The 19,345-nt window shown below is 39.7% G+C and carries 14 protein-coding genes; 13 read left to right on the top strand and 1 reads right to left on the bottom strand.

Annotated elements, in window-relative coordinates; all coding sequences use genetic code 11:
- The first annotated feature begins 241 nt into the window (after positions 1 to 241).
- From recG to smc, 11 genes are all read left to right on the top strand, one after another.
- Positions 242 to 2,278, top strand: coding sequence for an ATP-dependent DNA helicase RecG (gene recG, locus IGI58_RS06450; RefSeq protein WP_429954066.1), 2,037 nt, complete (start codon positions 242 to 244; stop codon positions 2,276 to 2,278).
- A 536-nt stretch (positions 2,279 to 2,814) separates the two neighbouring features.
- Positions 2,815 to 3,813, top strand: coding sequence for a phosphate acyltransferase PlsX (gene plsX, locus IGI58_RS06445; RefSeq protein WP_429954067.1), 999 nt, complete (start codon positions 2,815 to 2,817; stop codon positions 3,811 to 3,813).
- A gap of 142 nt (positions 3,814 to 3,955) precedes the next feature.
- Positions 3,956 to 4,195, top strand: a complete 240-nt coding sequence (gene acpP, locus IGI58_RS06440) for an acyl carrier protein (RefSeq protein WP_087641834.1) — start codon at positions 3,956 to 3,958, stop codon at positions 4,193 to 4,195.
- 203 nt (positions 4,196 to 4,398) lie between these two features.
- Complete coding sequence (locus tag IGI58_RS06435) at positions 4,399 to 5,406, top strand: ABC transporter ATP-binding protein (protein ID WP_429954068.1); 1,008 nt, start codon at positions 4,399 to 4,401, stop codon at positions 5,404 to 5,406.
- Positions 5,406 to 6,350, top strand: a complete 945-nt coding sequence (locus IGI58_RS06430) for an ATP-binding cassette domain-containing protein (protein ID WP_429954069.1) — start codon at positions 5,406 to 5,408, stop codon at positions 6,348 to 6,350. Before IGI58_RS06435 ends, IGI58_RS06430 begins: the two co-directional genes overlap by 1 nt.
- Positions 6,350 to 7,312, top strand: a complete 963-nt coding sequence (opp4B, locus tag IGI58_RS06425) for an oligopeptide ABC transporter permease (protein WP_429954070.1) — start codon at positions 6,350 to 6,352, stop codon at positions 7,310 to 7,312. The genes IGI58_RS06430 and opp4B overlap by 1 nt, the downstream gene beginning before the upstream one ends.
- 43 nt (positions 7,313 to 7,355) lie before the next feature.
- The gene (locus IGI58_RS06420; RefSeq protein ID WP_429955351.1) at positions 7,356 to 8,258 is read left to right on the top strand and encodes an ABC transporter permease; all 903 of its coding nucleotides are present in this window, start codon (positions 7,356 to 7,358) and stop codon (positions 8,256 to 8,258) included.
- 27 nt (positions 8,259 to 8,285) lie between these two features.
- Positions 8,286 to 10,052: an oligopeptide ABC transporter substrate-binding protein gene (locus IGI58_RS06415; protein WP_429954071.1), complete on the top strand. Its 1,767-nt coding sequence runs from the start codon at positions 8,286 to 8,288 to the stop codon at positions 10,050 to 10,052.
- Positions 10,053 to 10,252: 200 nt separating this feature from the next.
- A complete protein-coding gene (gene ndk, locus IGI58_RS06410; RefSeq protein WP_225534544.1) occupies positions 10,253 to 10,654 on the top strand; it encodes a nucleoside-diphosphate kinase in 402 nt (133 codons plus the stop codon).
- A 248-nt stretch (positions 10,655 to 10,902) separates the two neighbouring features.
- Entirely contained in the window at positions 10,903 to 11,595 is a 693-nt protein-coding gene (gene rnc / locus IGI58_RS06405) for a ribonuclease III (protein WP_087641841.1), read from the top strand.
- A gap of 23 nt (positions 11,596 to 11,618) precedes the next feature.
- Positions 11,619 to 15,197: a chromosome segregation protein SMC gene (gene smc / locus IGI58_RS06400; protein ID WP_429954072.1), complete on the top strand. Its 3,579-nt coding sequence runs from the start codon at positions 11,619 to 11,621 to the stop codon at positions 15,195 to 15,197.
- Positions 15,198 to 15,772: 575 nt separating this feature from the next.
- On the opposite strand, the gene IGI58_RS06395 is transcribed toward smc, so the two are convergent.
- The gene (locus IGI58_RS06395) at positions 15,773 to 16,978 is read right to left on the bottom strand and encodes an IS110 family transposase (RefSeq protein ID WP_429952432.1); all 1,206 of its coding nucleotides are present in this window, start codon (positions 16,976 to 16,978) and stop codon (positions 15,773 to 15,775) included.
- Between the two features lie 271 nt (positions 16,979 to 17,249).
- Here IGI58_RS06395 and IGI58_RS06390 point away from each other — a divergent pair, with 271 nt between their 5' ends.
- Together IGI58_RS06390 and ftsY are read left to right on the top strand one after the other, a co-directional pair.
- Positions 17,250 to 18,077 carry a Cof-type HAD-IIB family hydrolase gene (locus IGI58_RS06390; RefSeq protein WP_429954073.1) on the top strand — a complete coding sequence of 276 codons (828 nt, stop codon included), beginning with the start codon at positions 17,250 to 17,252 and terminating at the stop codon, positions 18,075 to 18,077.
- On the top strand, positions 18,078 to 19,322 hold the full coding sequence (ftsY, locus tag IGI58_RS06385) for a signal recognition particle-docking protein FtsY (RefSeq protein ID WP_429954074.1): 1,245 nt from the start codon (positions 18,078 to 18,080) through the stop codon (positions 19,320 to 19,322).
- The last annotated feature ends 23 nt before the right edge of the window (positions 19,323 to 19,345 follow it).

Below are 19,345 nucleotides of genomic sequence, written 5' to 3'. Positions count from 1 at the left end.
CACTTAGAATTTTGTTCGTTTCACTTTGTTGTTTGAACAATAGTGAAGCTGGATGCGTTAGCTGATATGATCGAAGCGCAGCGAAGTAGTTACGTCTGCTTCCGTCATTCATTCATTTTAAAGGGACTGGGTTGTAACTCGTAGAGTTATGTCTCAGTCCCTTTTTTTACAGGAATAAAAATGCTATATTAATATCAATGAAGAAAAATTTCGTATTTTAAAGATGAGAGGAGGGGCGTAAGTGGATTTATCAGATGACATCAGTGTCTTATCGGGTGTAGGACCAAAGCGTGCCGAGAATTTGAAAGAGCTGGGGATCCAAACGATCGAAGATCTGCTGACTTACTATCCTTTTCGCTATGAAGACATTCAGGAAAAAGAGTTAAATGACATTCAGGATCAAGAAAAAGTGACGCTTAAAGGCCTCGTTGTTTCTGAACCTGTTGTTAGCCGATATGGGTACAAAAAGAGCCGACTGATGTTCCGGATGATGCAGGACCATGCGGTGATCAATGTTTCCTTTTTTAATCAGCCATACTTAAAAGACAAAATCGTAATGTCAGAAGAGATTGCAGTCTATGGAAAATGGGATGCAAAAAGAAAGTCATTGAATGGCATGAAGATCTTAGCTGCGAAAAATGAAGGGGAAGATTTTGCGCCGATTTATCATGTGAACAAAAAGGTCCGGCAAAGCAGTTTGATCCAGCTTATTCGTGCTGGTTTTGATAGCTATGGAGAACTGATCCAGGAAATTTTACCAGAAGAATTGTTAGAAAAATATCGCCTGATTTCAAGAAAAGAAGCGATTTTTGCGATGCATTTTCCGCGTGATCCAGAGGAAAGTCATCAAGCTAAGCGTCGAGTCGTTTTTGAAGAGTTTTTCTTCTTTCAGTTAAAAATGCAAGGGTTGAAACGGCAGGAGAAAGCAGAGAAGAACGGGTTAAGTATTCAATATGATGTTGAACGTTTAAAGGAATTTACAAAAAAATTACCATTTGAATTGACTGCGGCACAAAAGAAAGTGACAAATGAGATTTGCCGAGACTTGATGAGTGCCAACCATATGCAGCGTTTGCTTCAAGGAGATGTAGGAAGCGGGAAAACAGTCGTTGCGGCGATTGCTTTGTATGCAACAATGACAGCTGGTTTTCAAGGCGCACTGATGGTGCCGACCGAAATTTTAGCTCAGCAGCATATGGAAAGTCTCCAACAACTATACGATCCTTTGGAGGTACGTACAGCTTTATTGACAGGTTCGACGAAAACAAAGGAACGACGTGACATTTTAGCACAACTGGCATCAGGAGAAATCGACATCATCATTGGCACACATGCATTGATTCAAGAAGATGTTATTTTTCATCGTTTAGGACTAGTGATCACAGATGAGCAGCATCGTTTTGGTGTAAATCAACGGCGGATACTTAGAGAAAAGGGATTGAAGCCGGATGTTCTATTTATGACAGCGACACCTATCCCTAGAACGTTGGCTATCACAGCTTTTGGGGAAATGGATGTGTCGATCATCGATGAAATGCCTGCTGGACGAATCCCGATCGAAACACGTTGGATCCGCCCGCCACAGTTAGATACGGTATTGGAATGGATGCAAAAAGAACTCGCGCGCGGTCATCAAGCATATGTCATTTGTCCTTTGATCGAAGAATCTGAGGCACTGGACGTCAAGAATGCAACAGAGATTTTTGAACACATGTCTGCTTTTTTCAATCCTGACTATCAAGTTGGCTTGCTTCATGGGAAAATGAAGAACCAAGAAAAAGATGAGATCATGCAGGAGTTCAAAGAGAATAATCTGCAGATTCTCGTTTCCACGACAGTAATCGAAGTCGGCGTCAATGTCCCAAATGCTACGGTCATGTTGATCATGGACGCAGATCGTTTTGGTTTAGCGCAGCTGCATCAGCTGCGTGGTCGTGTTGGTCGTGGCTCGGATGCATCCTACTGTATTTTAGTCGCCAATCCTAAGAATGAAATGGGCGTTGAGCGAATGAAAATCATGACGGAAACGAATAATGGTTTTGTATTAAGTGAAAAAGATTTAGAATTGCGTGGTCCGGGAGAAGTATTCGGTGCGAGACAATCTGGGATTCCGCAATTTGCCGTCGGTGATATTGTCACAGATTTCAATATTCTGGAAGTAGCACGGCAGGAAGCAAGTGCGATTTGGAAAAAAGAACAGTGGTGGCTGCTGCCGGAGTATCGTGGAGCGGCTGAGAAAATCAAACCTCATGAAGCGGAGCAACAGTTTTTTGATTAGGATTTTTTGATAAATGAGCTGAATGGAATAAACCAGATTTTTCAATAGATAGAAAAAATAGGAAAAGATGGAGAGCTTCTTTTTGTCTTTTTCTTAATTTGTTTAAGGACTAAATGGGCTTGTACTGCTTTTCGTGATCTAGCTACACGAGCCAGACCTTTCAACAAATAGATAAAATTTTGAAAAGATAAAAAGCATCTTTCCATCATTTTCCTAATTTGTTCAAGGTCTAAGCGGCTCGTTCCGCTTTTCGTGATCCAGCTGTATGAGCCAGTCTCTCGGAAAAAAGATAAATGAGGAGTGAGACAAAGAACGTCTCAATCATCATTTTCTATTTTTCTTTCGAGACTAAGCGGGCTCATTTCGCTTTTCTTGATCTAGCTACACAAAGCAACTCTCAAGGAAAATAGATAATCTGTCAATGAAACAGAGAGCGTTTCAGTGTCAGATTCCTAATTTTCAAGAGAGTAAAACGCTTTGTTCCGCTTTTCTATATGTTATACTACTTACTGTACTTATCTAGGAGGGACTATTTTATGAAGATTGCTGTTGACGCAATGGGAGGCGATCATGCACCTCAGGCTATTGTTGAAGGTGTTATGCTGGCTAAACAGGATTTTCCTGATGTTGAGTTTTTACTTTATGGGAAAGAAACTGAAATTAAAAAATATGTAACAGATGAAAAGAATATCACGATCGTTCATACGGATGAAAAAATCAGTAGCGATGATGAACCGGTCAAGGCGATTCGTCGAAAGAAAACAGCATCGATGGTTTTGGCTGCTCAGGCAGTAAAAAATGGTGAAGCAGATGCGATTTTTTCTGCAGGGAATACAGGAGCACTTCTAGCTGCGGGATTATTTATTGTCGGACGGATCAAAAATGTTGAGCGTCCTGGGTTGATGTCGACCTTGCCTGTAATGGGTCAGGCGGATGGCGGCTTTGATATGCTGGATTTAGGAGCGAATGCTGATAATAAGCCGGAGCATTTAGTACAATACGCAGTTTTGGGCTCTTTTTATGCCGAAAAAGTAAGAAATGTGAAAAATCCCCGTGTAGCTCTTTTAAACAATGGAACAGAAGCCACAAAAGGCAGTGAGCTAACGAAAAAGGCATTTGAGTTGCTTTCAGAAGAAGAAGGGATCAATTTTATTGGCAACGTCGAAGCACGTGATTTATTGAGTGGGGCTGCGGATGTTGTTGTTACTGATGGTTTCACAGGGAATGCGGTGCTCAAATCGATCGAAGGAACAGCACTAAACATGATGAGCTTGTTGAAAACGTCTATTTTAGCTGAAGGTGTTAAAGGAAAAATGGGCGCACTGCTCTTAAAGAATGCTTTGCGTGGGATGAAAAGTGAAATGGACTATTCAAAACATGGCGGTGCAGTACTTTTCGGATTGAAAGCACCCGTCATCAAAACGCATGGATCGACCGGACCGGAAGCAGTTCGTTATACGATCCGTCAAATTCATACAATGCTGAAAACAGAGGTTGTACCGCAGCTTGTAAGCTATTATGAAACAAAAGAATAAGAGGGTTCGCAACCAGAATGCAACCATTCTGTAATAAAGTTGCAAAAAAAGATGGACAAATCGATCATTTGTGAGTACAATGTATCATAGCGTTTAACACTAAAAGCAAAACGTTGTTCAAAAACAGTGGAGGTGAACACAGTTGACTCGTGAAGAAGTATTGGAAAAAGTAGCGAAGATTATCTCAAACCACTTTGATATTGAAGCTGAAAAAGTGACAGATCAATTAAACATTAAAGATGACTTGAATGCAGATTCGATTAGTGTAATGGAATTTGTTTTAGAGCTTGAAGATGAATTTGGTACAGAAATTTCAGATGAAGACGCAGAGCAAATTGAAACAGTTGGTGCCGCTGTAGATTATATTATGAATCACTTATAAGAACTAAAAAATGAAAGAGAAGCAAGACGATCAATCGTTTTGCTTCTCTTTTTTGTCGTGGAACTACTTATTTTAACCAAAATGTTGCATTTCTACTAAGAGTTATATACAATTGATTAAAAAGATTACAGGAAGATTAAAAAAATCTTTCATATGTTATTGATCGGTATTTTAAAGTATGAAATATAGAGGGGTGTACACATGTGAGTAAGGAAAATCAACTATTAGACGTTCAGCATCTGCATACTGGTTTTCGTTTAAAGGATGAATATTATGATGCAGTGGATGATGTGTCATTTGAGTTAGGGACAAATGAAATTTTAGCGATCGTCGGTGAATCAGGCTGCGGGAAAAGCACCTTAGCTACAACGATTATGGGGCTGCATGATGCGAATAATACTCGTGTCAGTGGAGAGATTCTGTATAAAGATTTAAATTTGACGACCTTTAATGAGCAGTTATACAACAAAATTCGTGGAAATGACATTGGCATGATTTTCCAAGATCCGTTATCTGCACTTAATCCTTTGATGCGGATCGAAGATCAAATCAAGGAGAGTCTGACATATCATACGGATATGACTGCAGAGCAAAAACAAGCGCGAGTGCTTGAATTGCTTGTGCAGGTTGGAATACCTAATCCTGAGCGAGTAGGAAAGCAATATCCTCATGAGCTTTCTGGCGGTATGCGTCAACGTGTGATCATTGCAATCGCGATTGCATGTAAACCTGCAATCATTATTGCAGATGAGCCGACAACTGCATTAGATGTGACGATTCAGGCTCAAATTTTAGATCTTCTGAAAGATTTACAAGAAGAAACAGGTTCTGGCATTATTTTGATTACACATGACTTAGGTGTCGTAGCGGAGATGGCGGACAAAGTTGCGGTGATGTATGCAGGACAATTTGTAGAAGTGGCTTCTGCAAAAGAGCTATTTGACAATCCAAAGCACCCATACACTCGCTCACTACTACAGTCGATCCCACAAGAAAATTCAGAAAATAGTCAATTACATGTGATCGAAGGGGTTGTTCCTTCGTTAAGTAAACTACCGCGGACAGGTTGTCGCTTTGCTTCCAGAATTCCTTGGATACCGGAAGATGCGCATGAAGAAACCCCTGTTTTGCATGAGGTTGAAGAAAATCATTTCGTTCGTTGCACCTGTTATCAGCATTTTAAATTTAGAGATGAACAGGAGGAAATGTAATGGCGGAAATTATTCAAATCAAAGATCTGAAAGTTCACTATCCTATTCGCAGCGGCTTCTTTAATCGGGTGACAGATCATGTTTTAGCAGTTGATGGTGTCGATTTTATTATCGAAAAAGGCAAGACTTATGGTTTGGTTGGAGAATCTGGTTCAGGAAAATCCACAACAGGTAAAGCAATTATCGGTTTGGAGAAAATCACTAGCGGCAGTATCCTTTATCAAAATAAGGAAGTAACACAGGCGAGAACACGAAAAGCAATGAAATATAACAAAGATGTCCAAATGATCTTTCAGGATTCAATGTCCAGTTTAAATCCTAAGAAACGAGTTTTGGATATTATTTCAGAGCCAATCAGAAATTTTGAACGTTTAAGTGATCAAGAAGAGAAAAAGAAAGTCAAAGGATTACTAGATATCGTTGGAATACCTGAAGACGCATTATATAAATATCCGCACGAATTTTCAGGCGGTCAAAGACAGCGTCTGGGAGTAGCGCGTGCGGTTGCGACTAATCCCAAATTGATCATTGCGGATGAACCAGTTTCAGCATTAGATTTATCTGTTCAAGCGCAGGTATTGAATTTCATGAAAAATATTCAGGAAGAATACGGGCTGAGTTATTTGTTTATCTCTCATGACTTAGGTGTTGTAAAACATATGTGTGACAATATTGCGATCATGTATAAAGGCCGATTTGTAGAAATCGGTACCCGTGAAGACATTTATAATGATCCAAAGCATATTTACACCAAGCGATTACTGTCTGCAATTCCTAAAATCGATGTTGCACATCGAGAAGCGCACAAGGCGGAGCGTCGCAAAGTAGAACAGGAATATATCGCTCGTCAAAGTGAATATTATGATGAAAACGGCCGTGTTTATGATTTACGTAAAATCAGTCCAACACACCAAGTGGCGTTAAAAGATGGAGGTGCAGAGTAATGTGGAAAACAATTTTACGACGAATACTTTTCATGATTCCTCAAATCTTGATTTTGAGTGTCTTGATTTTTGTTCTTGCTAAAATGATGCCGGGCGATCCGTTTTCGGGTTTGATCCAGCCGGGAACTGATCCAGCACAAATTGAGCTGTTGCGAGAAAAAGCCGGTCTGTATGATCCTTGGTATGTTCAATATTTTCGATGGTTAGGTAATGCGTTTCAAGGTGATTTCGGTGCGAGTTATCAATACAAAATACCTGTAGCTAATTTGATTAGTGAACGAGCGATGAATACAGTTTGGCTTTCTTTACTAACAGTGATCTTAACGTATGCAATCGCTTTGCCTTTAGGTGTTCTTTCGGGACGCTACCAAAATTCTAAATTTGATAAAGCTGTCGTTGTTTATAATTTTTTTAGCTTTGCCATACCAAGTTTTGTGTTTGCTCTCGTACTTCTCTTTTTCTTCGGTTATCGGCTTGGTTGGTTTCCAACGCTTGGATCAGTGTCTCCTGATGTAGAACCTGGAACACTTGCGTATTTTTGGAGTCGCTTTTATCATTTGATCTTACCAGCTATTACTTCTGCTTTGTTAGCGACCGCCGTTACAATTCAGTATCTGCGTAGTGAAGTGATTGATTTGAAATCGAGTGATTTTGTGCGAACAGCTCGAGCGAAAGGGGTACCCACCAATAAAATATTTACACGTCATATTTTTAGAAATGCATCATTACCGATTGCCTCAATGGCAGGTTATGAAATCACTGGTTTATTAGGTGGCTCAGTCGTTATTGAACGTATTTTTGGTTTTCCTGGTATGGGAAATTTATTTATCACATCGATTGTTCAGAGGGATTACAGTGTGGTGACAGCACTTATTTTGATTTATGGACTTGCGACACTCTTTGGAACACTTATATCCGATATTATCATGAGCACCATCGATCCAAGGATCAGAGTGCAGTGAGTCAATGAAAGGAGAATAGAGAACGATGATGAATAATGAATCCATGGAAGAAATTGTAGAAGCCCAGCTATCTCCAGAGGTAAGTGAACCCGCTTTGGGATTGAAAATGATTGCGAGAGAGTTTAAAAAAGATAAATTAGCTCTTTTTTCATTAGGTATTTTAGTCATTATTATCGCAGTAACATTTATAGGTGCTCTTGTAGTCGATCAAAATAAGGTAATGATGGTCGATATTTTTGAGAAATACACGCCGCCGGGAGAAACCTTCTTTTTGGGCGCGGACGAAGGTGGACGAGACGTTTTAGGACAATTACTAATAGGGGCAAGAAATTCTATTGTCATTGGATTTGCCATTACGATTATCACCTCGGTTATTGGTGTGGGAATCGGTATTATTTCAGGGTATTACAGTGGTAAGGTTGACAATATCATTATGCGAATCATTGATTTTACAATGATTTTGCCAATGATGATGATCATTATCGTTTTCATAACGATTATTCCAAAGTACAATGTCTGGTCGTTTATTGCCGTAATGAGCGCTTTTTACTGGGTTGCCAAGGCTCGTCTATTTAGAAGTAAAACACTATCTGAAGGCCGTCGAGATTATGTAAATGCATCTAAAACGATGGGAACAAGTGATTTCAAAATCATGTTTCGTGAAATTATGCCTAATTTAAGCTCGTTGATTATTACGAATCTGACGATGAATTTTGCCGGTAATATTGGTATTGAAACGACACTGACATTTTTAGGATTTGGGCTACCTGCGAATGTTCCTAGTCTTGGAACGTTGATTAGTTTTGCAAGTAGTGGAGATGTGTTAGTTAATAAACAATGGGTTTGGTTGCCAGCATCAATCCTGATTTTAGTATTGATGCTAAGTATAAATTATGTGGGGCAAGCGTTCAAACGAGCAGCTGATGCAAAACAGCGTTTAGGGTAACTAAAATGAAAAATAGGAGGAAATTGTATGAAAAAGAAATTAATTGGGTGTGCCTCATTATTGTTGGTTCTATCATTAGGACTGGCGGCATGTGGCAGCGGAGGAAAGAAAGAAGAGAAAGAAACAGCTAAAGAAGAATTGAAATTTGCTAAGGAAGTAAAAAATGAAGATGAGGGCATAGCTGGAGGGACACTAAAAATAGCGATTGCTGCGGATACACAATTTCCTGGTATTTTTGATAGTAATTTTTCTTCAAATAGCTTGGATACAACAATCATGAAAGGCGCCTTTGAATCATTGATCAAATATGATGATGAAGGAAAATTGGTTGAAGGCGGACCAGCTGATTTTGAAATCGATGTTGACAACAAAAAGGCACGGATCATTTTACGTGAAGATCTTAAGTGGAGTGACGGTCAGGCTGTAACGACGGATGATGTGATTTTCCCATACGAAATTATCGGTCATAAAGATTATTCTGGCGTCCGTTACGGTAGTAAGATGGAAACAATCGTTGGAATGAAAGAGTATCATGAAGGAAAGACGGATAAGATTTCTGGGATTAAAGCTGTAGATGAACGTACGGTAGAAATCACGTATACAGAAATGAACCCAGCGATTAAGCTTGCTGGGGGTGTTCTTTGGAATAATGCTACTCCTAAACACGTATTTGAAGGGATTGCAGTCAAAGATATGGAAACAAGCGATCCAGTACGGAAAAATCCAGTAACATTAGGTGCTTTTAAACTGAATAAGTTTGTTTCAGGTGAATCTGCTACCTTTGTAGCAAATGAACATTATTATGGGGGCAAACCTAAAATCGATAAAATTGTTAAGACGATCGTACCAACGGCTAGCATAGTCGAAAGTATGAAGTCTAAAGAGTATGATTTAGTAGAAGATATGCCAGTAGATAGCTATGATACGTATAAAGACTTAGATGGTTACCAAATACTAGGAGAGCTCCAAAATGCATATACGTATTTAGGGTTTAAAATGGGAAAATGGGATGCTGAAAAATCAGCTGTTGCATATGACGAAAATGCTAAAATGGCCAATAAAAATTTACGTCAGGCGATGGGCTATGCAATCAATACAGAAGCAATAGCGGATAAATTTTACCATGGATTGAGAGATACAACGAACTCTTTGATTATTTCATTTTTCGCTAGTGTTCATAATCCGGATCAAAAAGGGTACACGTATGATCATGAAAAAGCCAAGGAATTACTAGACGAAGCTGGGTATAAAGATACGGATGATGATGGTATTCGTGAAGATCCAAAAGGTGAAAAGCTGGTTATTAATTTTGCTTGTCGGAAAAATGAAGAGATTTCTCAAGCTCTAGCTGATTACATGATTCAAGAATGGGAAAAAATCGGGTTGAAAGTTGAATTGTCAGGCGGCCGTCTAATGGATTCCCAGGCCTTTTACAAAAAATTGCAAGAAGATGACCCTGAAATCGATGTCTATAATGCAGCGTGGGTGACAGGTCTCGATCCAGCTCCTACAGGTTTGTATGGCAGAAATTCCGAGTTTAACTATACTCGATTTGCTTCTGAGGAAAATGATAAGTTGCTTAAAGCGCTGGAATCAGATAAAACGTTTGATGAGGAAGAACGGAAAAAAGCGTTCTATGATTGGCAAGAATATGCTAAAAAAGAAGCCTTTGTTATCCCTACAACAAATTATTACACAATTATGCCAGTAAGTAATCGTGTGAAAAATCTAGTTTTAAGCAGTGAAAAAATGGATTGGTCGAAACTTGAGTTGACTGCGGATAAATTGCAGTAAAGTTCTGATAGATCATTAAAATGACTGAAAGAAAAACTGATGAAACGAGTCAGTTCTTCTTTCAGTCGTTTGTACTAGTTATTCCAAACAAACCTCTACTCTTTTTTGTTACTTATATACTAGACAGATTCCAAGAGTGGTGGTAATCTCTTTGTTAAGCGTTTTCATTATCGCGTTGTAACTATTTGGAGGGAAGTTGAATGGAACAAACATTGATCATTATCAAGCCGGACGGAGTGAAGCGTAAATTAGTGGGAGAAATCCTGCAGCGCTTTGAAAGAAAGCAGTTGATTATCCGCCAACTGAAAGTGGGAATAATGACTCGGGATTTAGCAGAGGAACATTATGCCCATGTGAAAAAATTTGACTTCTTTGAAGATATGATAACGTATATGACATCTTCTGAAGTGGTCTACCTCATCCTAGAGGGGGATTCAGTCATAAAGACAGTTAGAAAGATGATTGGAGCGACCAATTGTTTGGAAGCTGCACCTGGGACGATTCGTGGAGATTATGGTAATAATAGCTATCATAACATCATCCATGCTTCAGATTCCCCGGAAGCAGCTCGGATCGAAATCAATCGGTTTTTTGGCAGCTAGCTAGACTACAAAGCGTGATAGGATTAGATGGTCCTATCACGCTGTTTCTTTTTATCTAGAAGAGAGGCAGAATGTTTTATCGTAAAAATGCCAGAAAAGCTGTTTGAAACCAAAAAATGATGAAAAAACCATTCGAATCTGATGAATCCTTGTGTGAATTTACGGCAAATCTCCCCTAACCATTTAAAAATACTGGAAAAAAAAGTATAATAGAGAAGGTTGTAAATAAACTTAAAGGAATGTAGAAAATGGACAATCAGTTAACTACCGAACTAAAAGAACGTTACGGCATTGTTTTCCATGATGTCAACCTATTAGAACAAGCTTTTACGCATTCATCCTATGTGAATGAGCATCGCTATTTAAAGTTGTCTGACAATGAACGATTAGAGTTTTTAGGAGATGCAGTATTGGAGCTATTAGTCTCTCAATATTTGTATCAGCAATTTCCAGAAATGCCGGAAGGCAAATTGACGAAAATGCGTGCAGCGATCGTTCGTGAAGACAGTTTATCGAAATTTGCAAAAGAATGTCATTTCGACCAATATATCCTTTTAGGAAAAGGAGAAGAAAATTCTGGCGGCCGTCAACGTCCTGCCTTGTTATGTGATCTATTTGAAGCCTTTTTAGGTGCATTATACTTAGATCAAAAAGTTGGCGCAGCGAAGAAATTTATTGCTGAAGTGATTTTCCCAAAAATCGATGCTGGTGCTTTTTCACATGAGATGGATCATAAAACACATCTACAAGAAGTATTACAACGTCAAGGAGATGTAACGATCGACTATCGTTTAGTCAATGAAGAAGGGCCCGCACATGATCGGATTTTTTCGATCGAAGTGTATGTCGATGGAAAATTGATTGGAACGGGACAAGGAAAGTCGAAGAAATTAGCAGAACAGGATGCCGCTGAACGAGCGCTGAAAAAACATCCTGAGTAAGCTTGGAAGGAGCCGTATTATTCGTGTATTTAAAACGAATTGAGATCGCAGGGTTTAAATCCTTTGCGGATCGAACCGTTATAGAATTTGAAAATGGAGTGACTGCTGTCGTAGGTCCAAACGGCAGTGGAAAAAGCAACATCACCGAAGCGATCCGCTGGGTTTTAGGCGAACAATCGGCAAAAAGTCTTCGCGGCGGAAAGATGCCGGATATTATTTTTGCCGGATCAGAAGGTCGTAAAGCATTGAATATAGCTGAAGTAACGGTTGTATTGGATAATAGTGATCATTTTTTACCATTGGATTTTACTGAAATCAGTGTAACACGTCGGTTTCGCCGGACAGGTGAGAGTGATTTTTTCATCAACAAACAAGCCTGCCGCTTAAAAGATATTCATGATTTATTTATGGACTCTGGATTAGGGAAAGAGTCATTCTCAATTATCTCTCAAGGGAAAGTCGAAGCGATTTTTAATAGTAAACCAGAGGACCGCCGCGGTATTTTTGAAGAAGCAGCGGGTGTGTTGAAATACAAGCAGCGTAAGAAAAAAGCCGAGCAGAAATTATTTGAAACAGAAGATAATCTAAGCCGTGTTCAAGATATCATTTACGAATTAGAAGACCAACTGACTCCTCTAGCTGCCCAAAGCGAAGCGGCGAAGGAGTTTTTAAAGCTGAAAGAGACATTGACCGAAATCGATGTAAGCTTGACCGTCACAGAAATCGAGTCGGCCAAGGCTGTGTGGGAAGTCAAAACAGCAGAATTGACGGAAATCGAAAGTAAGCTAAATGCAGCAAGTAAAAAAATCCGTGATTCAGAAGATGAGTTGTTCCAACTTAGAGGGAAACGCAATAAGTTGGATGAACAGATCGAACAAGAGCAGCAGCAATTGCTGCAAATCACAGAAGCATTGAAGCAAACAGAAGGACAAAAAGACGTTTTAGTCGAACGCTCAAAACACACGTTGCAGACAACAAGTGAATATCAGCAATCTTTAGAAGAAAATGCTGAAAAAATCACTCGTTATCGTGAAGAAGTGCAGGAGCTGCAAAATAAAGTAGCAGAAAAAAAAGCTCAACGTGAAGCATTCGTTGAAGCGATCAAAGCTTCAGAGCTGGAAGTTGAAAAATATAGCAAATCGTCAAAAGAATTACTGGAAGAACTGCGTAGTCAATATGTTGAAGTGATGCAGGAACAAGCAAATACAACGAATGATTTGAAATATTTAGAACGCCAATATCAGCAGGAAACAGCTAAAAATCAGCAATCGATCCAAAAGCATGAAGCGCTGGAAAAACAAATGGCGGAAGCGTTAGCTGACAAAGAACAAGTGACTGCCGATTTAGCGGCTTCAGAACAATCACTAACGGAGCAAAGAGAGCAATATACTCAGCTGAAACATCAGCTGGATCAAAAGCAAGGTCAGCTGGCAGCTAAACAAAAACAAATGTATCAAGCAATGAATCAAGTCCAACAAGCCAAAGCACGTCAAAAAAGCTTGCAGGAAATCCAAGAAAATTACTCTGGTTTTTATCAAGGTGTTCGTGCAGTTTTAAAACATAAAGAGCAATTGACAGGAATCGTTGGTGCTGTAGCAGAATTGGTCGATGTTCCAAAAGAATATACAGTTGCGATCGAAACAGCTTTAGGAGGTGCGGCACAGCATGTCGTGGTTGAAACGGAGAAAGCTGGCCGTGCTGGAATTACATTTTTAAAGCAGCAGCATAGCGGCCGTGCCACCTTTTTACCATTAACGACGATCAAGCCTAGAAGTGTCTCCAGTGCTGTTCGTGACCGTGTTGGTAATGTAACAGGGTTTTTAGGAATTGCGAGTGAAGTGGTTCGTTTTTCCGATGAAGTCAGCAACGTTATCCAAAATCTTTTGGGCGTGACTTTATTAGCGGAAAATCTCGAAAGCGCCAATCAGCTAGCAAAAGCGGTCAATTATCAATATCGCGTGGTTTCTTTAGAAGGAGATGTCATGAACTCCGGCGGTTCAATGACCGGTGGTGCAAATAAGCGCGGCAATCAAGGGAGTCTGTTTTCTCAAACACAAGAGCTTCAAACGTTGACTGAACAAATGGAACGTGTGGAAAAACAGCTGGCAGCGACTGAGAAAGAAGTGCAGCAGCTGACAGATGAAGTCAAGCAGTTGAATGAAGAGCTTGAGCAATTGCGTTCAACGGGCGAAATCAGCCGTTTGAAACAGCAGGAACTTCAAAATAAATTGACCAATCAGGAAGAAACGATCACTCGTTTAACAAAAGAACAGCGTCTTTTTGAATTTGAAGCACGAGAGCTGCATCAATTTTTAACGGAATATCAAGCGAAAAAAGAAGAATTGACGGAACAACAGCAAAAACTTGATCAACAGAGAAACAGCTTAGATCAGGAAATGAAGCAGGTCGATCAAGAAGCGAGCCAGATGGAAACTTTACGGGCAGAGGCATTTGAACGATACAATCAGATTCAGGCTGATCAGGCAGTTGCGGCGGAGCAGCTTGCTCATTTGAATGAACAACTATCAGAGAAACAAGCACAGCTAGATGAATTTTTAGCACGAGAAACAGCTTTACGGCAACAATTACAGCAATTGAATGACAACTCGACGGATCACCAGGTCACCGAGGAAAGCTTAGCGATTCAAATGAAACAGTTAGCTGAAAAAAGAGAACAGCTGCAAAACAGCATTCAAACAGCTAAAATGAATCGTCAGCAACTGCAAGAGCAGGTCAATCAAATCGATACTAGTTTAGCTGAAGAAAATAAACTACAACAGCATCTATTGACCGAACAAACAAAGATCGAAGTCGAGAAGAACCGTTCTGAAATCAAATTGGATAATTCTCTGCAATATTTGCAGGAAGAATATAGCTTAACTTTTGAACGCGCCTTTGAAGATTATGAACTGACGATGGAGCAGGATCAGGCTAAAATCGAAGTAAAACGATTGAAACGAGAGATCGAACGTTTAGGACCAGTCAATCTGAATGCGATCGAACAGTATGAGCAAGTCAATGAACGTCATGAATTCTTAGTCTCACAGCGAGATGATTTGCTGGATGCTAAAGATCAATTATTTGAAACGATGAGTGAGATGGACGAAGAAGTTAAGACGCGCTTTAGTGAAGTATTTGAAGCGATTCGTGCACAATTCAAAGTCGTATTTCCAAATATGTTCGGCGGTGGTCGGGCAGAGTTGATTTTGACAGATCCTAATGATTTGCTGAATACAGGTGTTGAAATCGAAGCGCAGCCGCCAGGCAAGAAGCTGCAGAATTTAAGTTTACTTTCAGGTGGAGAACGCGCTTTAACGGCAATTGCCTTGTTGTTCTCGATCATCCGTGTACGTCCAGTACCGTTTTGTGTCCTTGACGAGGTGGAAGCGGCGTTGGATGATGCGAATGTTTCACGATTTGGTCACTACTTAAGTGAGTTTGAAGACGATACTCAGTTCATCGTTGTCACGCACCGTAAAGGAACGATGGAGGCTGCTGATGTACTGTACGGGGTTACGATGCAGGAATCAGGTGTGTCTAAAATTGTTTCGGTTCGATTGGAAGAAGTCAAAGAAGGCGGAGCGATCGTGGCGGAAAGCTGATGTAGAATAGGATCTGCTTTTTGTAAGGAGTATCATTGATGAACTGCACAAGACAGTTTTTTGGGAAAAAGATAAAAATAAATTGTGGTAAAGAGGATTATATTTTATTTTTGCTGTATTTTAGTCGAGACTAAACGGCTTATTCCGCTTTTGCTGAGAGACACAGAGCATGAAATGAACTGATGTTGAACAGTACAAGAGTTTCGAAGGAAAGTGTTGCCCCGTTATCTTATCCAGCTACACAAATCAATCCTTAGGAAAATAGATAAATTGCCAGTGAGACAAAGAGCGTCTCAAAGTCAATTTCCTAATTTTCTACAGGATTAGACGATTTGTTCCGCTTTTAAATTGTCCAGCTACACAGGCTAGCTCTTCGGAAAAAAGATAAAAATAGAGTGAGACAAAAAACGTCTCAATCGATTTTTCCTATTTTTCTGTCAGAGCTTGAAGAGCCTGTTCCGCTTTTAAATTAAGCCAGCTATGAAAAGGTCAAGTAAAAACGAGTATTTTTTTTAGTTATTTGTTGTGCAACTGTAGTGCACGACAAATAAGCCTAGCATATAGTTTAAAATTTTCTAGGCTTCAGTTTCAGAAGTTAAACGAACTTCATAAGGTTTATCCGTTGTCCAAATAGCGAAAATAATGTTCACAAGCTTACGACAAACGGCTCCAATAGCTGTTCCGTGGGATTTCCCCCGAGTTCTAAGACCTTGGTAATAAGCGGATAAAGCAGGATCTTTTTGAGAAGCAATAAAAGCTGCTTGCCAAATAGCTCGGCGTAAATAGGGGGAGCCTCGTTTTGACAGATGATTTTGGGTACCTGTAAAATCACCAGACTGATGGACAGAGGCATCTAGTCCTGCGAAAGCAAGCAATTGATTTGGGCGTTCAAATCGATGAATATCGCCCACTTCCCCTATGATAACTGCGGCAGTTATTGGACCAATTCCTGTAATAGTCGTGAGGAAATTTTCTTGTTTTTCAACAATCCGAACCATTTCATCTTCAAGCTGATGAATTTGTTTTTCAAATAATTGAATCTGTTCTAAAAGTAATTGAATTTGAAGCTTGAAAACATCTGTCGCAATGCTAATACCGAAAGAAGACTCTGCGATACCTTTTAGCTGATTCACTTTTTGTTCCGCTTTGGATCGCCCTAGGCGACCATTACTCGCTTGATTCAGCAGTTGGATTAATTTATCGGAGTCAATTTCTACCAAATCCTCTGGCAAAGGAGATTGAAGTAATAACTGTGTAGAAGATTTTCCGAACATATCGGAAAAAAGCTGATTATATTCTGGAAACACTTGATCCAAACAAGCAATAACTTTCCGTTTCAAGTCCGACATATTATCAACAACGCTGTAACGAAACCGTTCCAACTGTTTTAATTGAAAAATTTCTTCTTTAGGCAGTTGGGTTGGGTCAGGTAAGTCCATACGCATTACTTGTGCAATTAAGACTGAATCCACGGTATCCGTTTTGGTTTTACGGATATAGAAATTTCGAAGAGAATCGGATTGAATCGGATTAAAAGCTGTTACATGAAATCCCAATCGATGTAGAAATGAATAAATCGATAACCAATAATGACCAGTTGCTTCCATTCCAATCATAGTAGTATCAGGCAATAGTTCATACTGATTAATAAATTGTAGGAGCTGTTCACTCCCGCGTTTAGAATTGGCAAAGCGAAGTGTTTTTCCAAGTAGTTTCCCTTGTTCATCAAGTAGAGCTGCTTCGTGGTTTCGTTTTCCAATATCAATACCGATAAAGAACATACAATCAACACCTTTCAACAAGAGTTTACAGATAAGGTTTTCCTCAAACTCTAGGGACGATATAGCCTCGTGAGAGATTCAGAAACACGGTTCTATCCAGCTCATTCATATACAGTCCGTAGAGAAGAGGCATCAGTCTTAATTAGGAAGACAAAGCTTCAAGGAGGAAAAACTATGCCCTCTATCTGTACGAAATAATCATACCCCAACGGGGATGAAAACAAAATATCAGAATAAATCTGATAACTTTATTATACGAGGAGGTTTTTATTTGATTAAATTGGTTGCCATTGATTTGGATGGGACGTTATTAGATAGTAAGAAGGAAATTTCATCTAGGAATAAAGCTGTTTTAGCACAAGCAAAGGCAGCAGGGGTTAAGGTCGTTCTTTGTACAGGTCGTCCATTAGCTGCGATAGAAGGGTATCTTGAAACATTGGATCTGCGTGATAATGGTGATTATAGTATTACATTCAATGGTGGGCTGGTCCAAAAAAATGATACGGGTGAAATCATTGAAAAAAATCCAATGCCGCTTGAAGATATTCACGTTCTGCATGGATTAGCTGAAACTCTGAATGTCCCTTTGGATATTCTATCTGATGGAATAGTTCTTCAATTACCAGTTTCTAAAGAATACACTTCCTTATACAGTCAGCTAAATAATCTATTGACCTTCGAACCTGTTGAATTGGTTGATTTGACAGCTGAGCGCATATACAACAAAGCGGTCGTAGCAATCGATGAGGATTATCTGGACGAACAAATCAAGAAAATTCCTAGTGAATTCTATGATAAATACGAAGTCATCAAAACGAGAAGTAATTTATTAGAATTCATGCCGAAAGGAATCACAAAAGCGTACGGTATTTCTTTATTAGCTAAAGATTTAGCTATCGAGCAAGAAGAGATCATGACGATCGGTGATGAGGAGAATGATTTGCCGATGATCGAATATGCAGGCCTAGGTGTTGCTATGGAAAATGCGGTTCCTCGTGTAAAAGAATTAGCAGATGTGATCACAGATACAAATGATAATGATGGCGTGGCTAAAGCAGTGGAAAAATTTGTTTTAGAACCATTGAAAGGAGGAAACTAAGTGGGATTTTTTGACAAAATAAAAAAAGCTTTTATGAATGAAAAAGAAACGAAACCGGCTGAAATCGAAACAGATGAGGCATTAGAAGAAGCAGAAGCCGGCTCTGAAGTTTCTGCCCCAGAAGAAACTGATGTTGATTCTTTATCAGAGCAATCTGAGCCAGAACTAGAAGCAGAAATAGATGTCGATTCAGTAGTAGAACCAGAACTTGAAATTGAATTAGAACCAAAGCCTATGACAGATGAAGTACTGCCGGAAGAGGTCGCTGAACCAGAAGCAGCTGAAGAAATTCAGGAAGAGATCATTGTACAGGAAAAGTATGAAAAAGGGCTGGAGAAAACTCGAAAAACTTTTGGCGAACGTTTAAATGAATTATTTGCTAATTTTCGTTCCGTTGATGAAGACTTTTTTGAAGAGCTAGAAGAAACCTTGATTGGTGCCGATGTTGGCTTTGATACAGCGATCAAGATCACGGACCAGTTGCGTCAAGAAGTGAAGTTACGTAATGCGAAGAAACCAGCTGCGATTCAAAATACGATCATCGAAAAAATGGTCGATCTGTATGAAGCAGAAGGTGTCGAAGAAAACAACGCGTTGAATATCCAAACTGATGGATTGACTGTTATGCTTTTTGTGGGTGTAAATGGAGTTGGAAAAACAACCAGCATTGGTAAATTGGCCCACGAATTCAAGCAAGACGGGAAGAAAGTGTTGATGGCAGCAGCGGATACGTTTAGAGCAGGTGCGATCGATCAATTAGTTGTCTGGGGCGAACGTGCTGGTGTAGAGGTTGTTCGCGGCAATGCTGGCGGTGACCCGGCAGCGGTCGTCTTTGATGCAGTAGAGCGAGCAAAAGCAGAGAATGCAGACATCTTATTGGTTGATACGGCCGGCCGTCTGCAAAACAAAGTCAATTTAATGAATGAATTAGAAAAAATCAAACGGGTGATCCAGCGTGAAATTCCTGATGCACCGCATGAGGTATTACTTGTTGTCGATGCGACAACGGGACAAAATGCCATGTCTCAAGCGAAGCAATTCAAAGAGACGACGGATGTGACCGGCTTGGTTCTTACTAAGTTAGATGGTACGGCCAAAGGCGGGATCGTTTTAGCAATCAGAAATGAACTGCATTTGCCAGTTAAATTAGTTGGTTTAGGAGAAGGAATCAATGATTTAGAACCATTTGATGCGAATGACTTTGCTGTAGGGCTATTTAAAGGTTTATTGAAAGAAGAAGACTAGTCATAAAAATAACCGTTACACCG

Origin of the sequence: Enterococcus sp. AZ020 (genome assembly GCF_050499205.1) — a bacterium.
GTDB classification, from domain to species: domain Bacteria; phylum Bacillota; class Bacilli; order Lactobacillales; family Enterococcaceae; genus Enterococcus_L; species Enterococcus_L dunnyi.
This window is presented reverse-complemented; position numbering and strand designations above follow the sequence as displayed.

What these genes read in the sequence shown, in the direction of transcription:
- IGI58_RS06415 (WP_429954071.1), top strand. Translation starts at nt 8,286, where the DNA reads ATGAAAAAGAAATTAATTGGGTGTGCCTCATTATTGTTGGTTCTATCA.
- IGI58_RS06420 (WP_429955351.1), top strand. Translation starts at nt 7,356, where the DNA reads ATGGAAGAAATTGTAGAAGCCCAGCTATCTCCAGAGGTAAGTGAACCC.
- plsX (WP_429954067.1), top strand. Translation starts at nt 2,815, where the DNA reads ATGAAGATTGCTGTTGACGCAATGGGAGGCGATCATGCACCTCAGGCT.
- ndk (WP_225534544.1), top strand. Translation starts at nt 10,253, where the DNA reads ATGGAACAAACATTGATCATTATCAAGCCGGACGGAGTGAAGCGTAAA.
- IGI58_RS06395 (WP_429952432.1), bottom strand. Translation starts at nt 16,978, where the DNA reads ATGTTCTTTATCGGTATTGATATTGGAAAACGAAACCACGAAGCAGCT.
- rnc (WP_087641841.1), top strand. Translation starts at nt 10,903, where the DNA reads ATGGACAATCAGTTAACTACCGAACTAAAAGAACGTTACGGCATTGTT.
- opp4B (WP_429954070.1), top strand. Translation starts at nt 6,350, where the DNA reads ATGTGGAAAACAATTTTACGACGAATACTTTTCATGATTCCTCAAATC.
- IGI58_RS06430 (WP_429954069.1), top strand. Translation starts at nt 5,406, where the DNA reads ATGGCGGAAATTATTCAAATCAAAGATCTGAAAGTTCACTATCCTATT.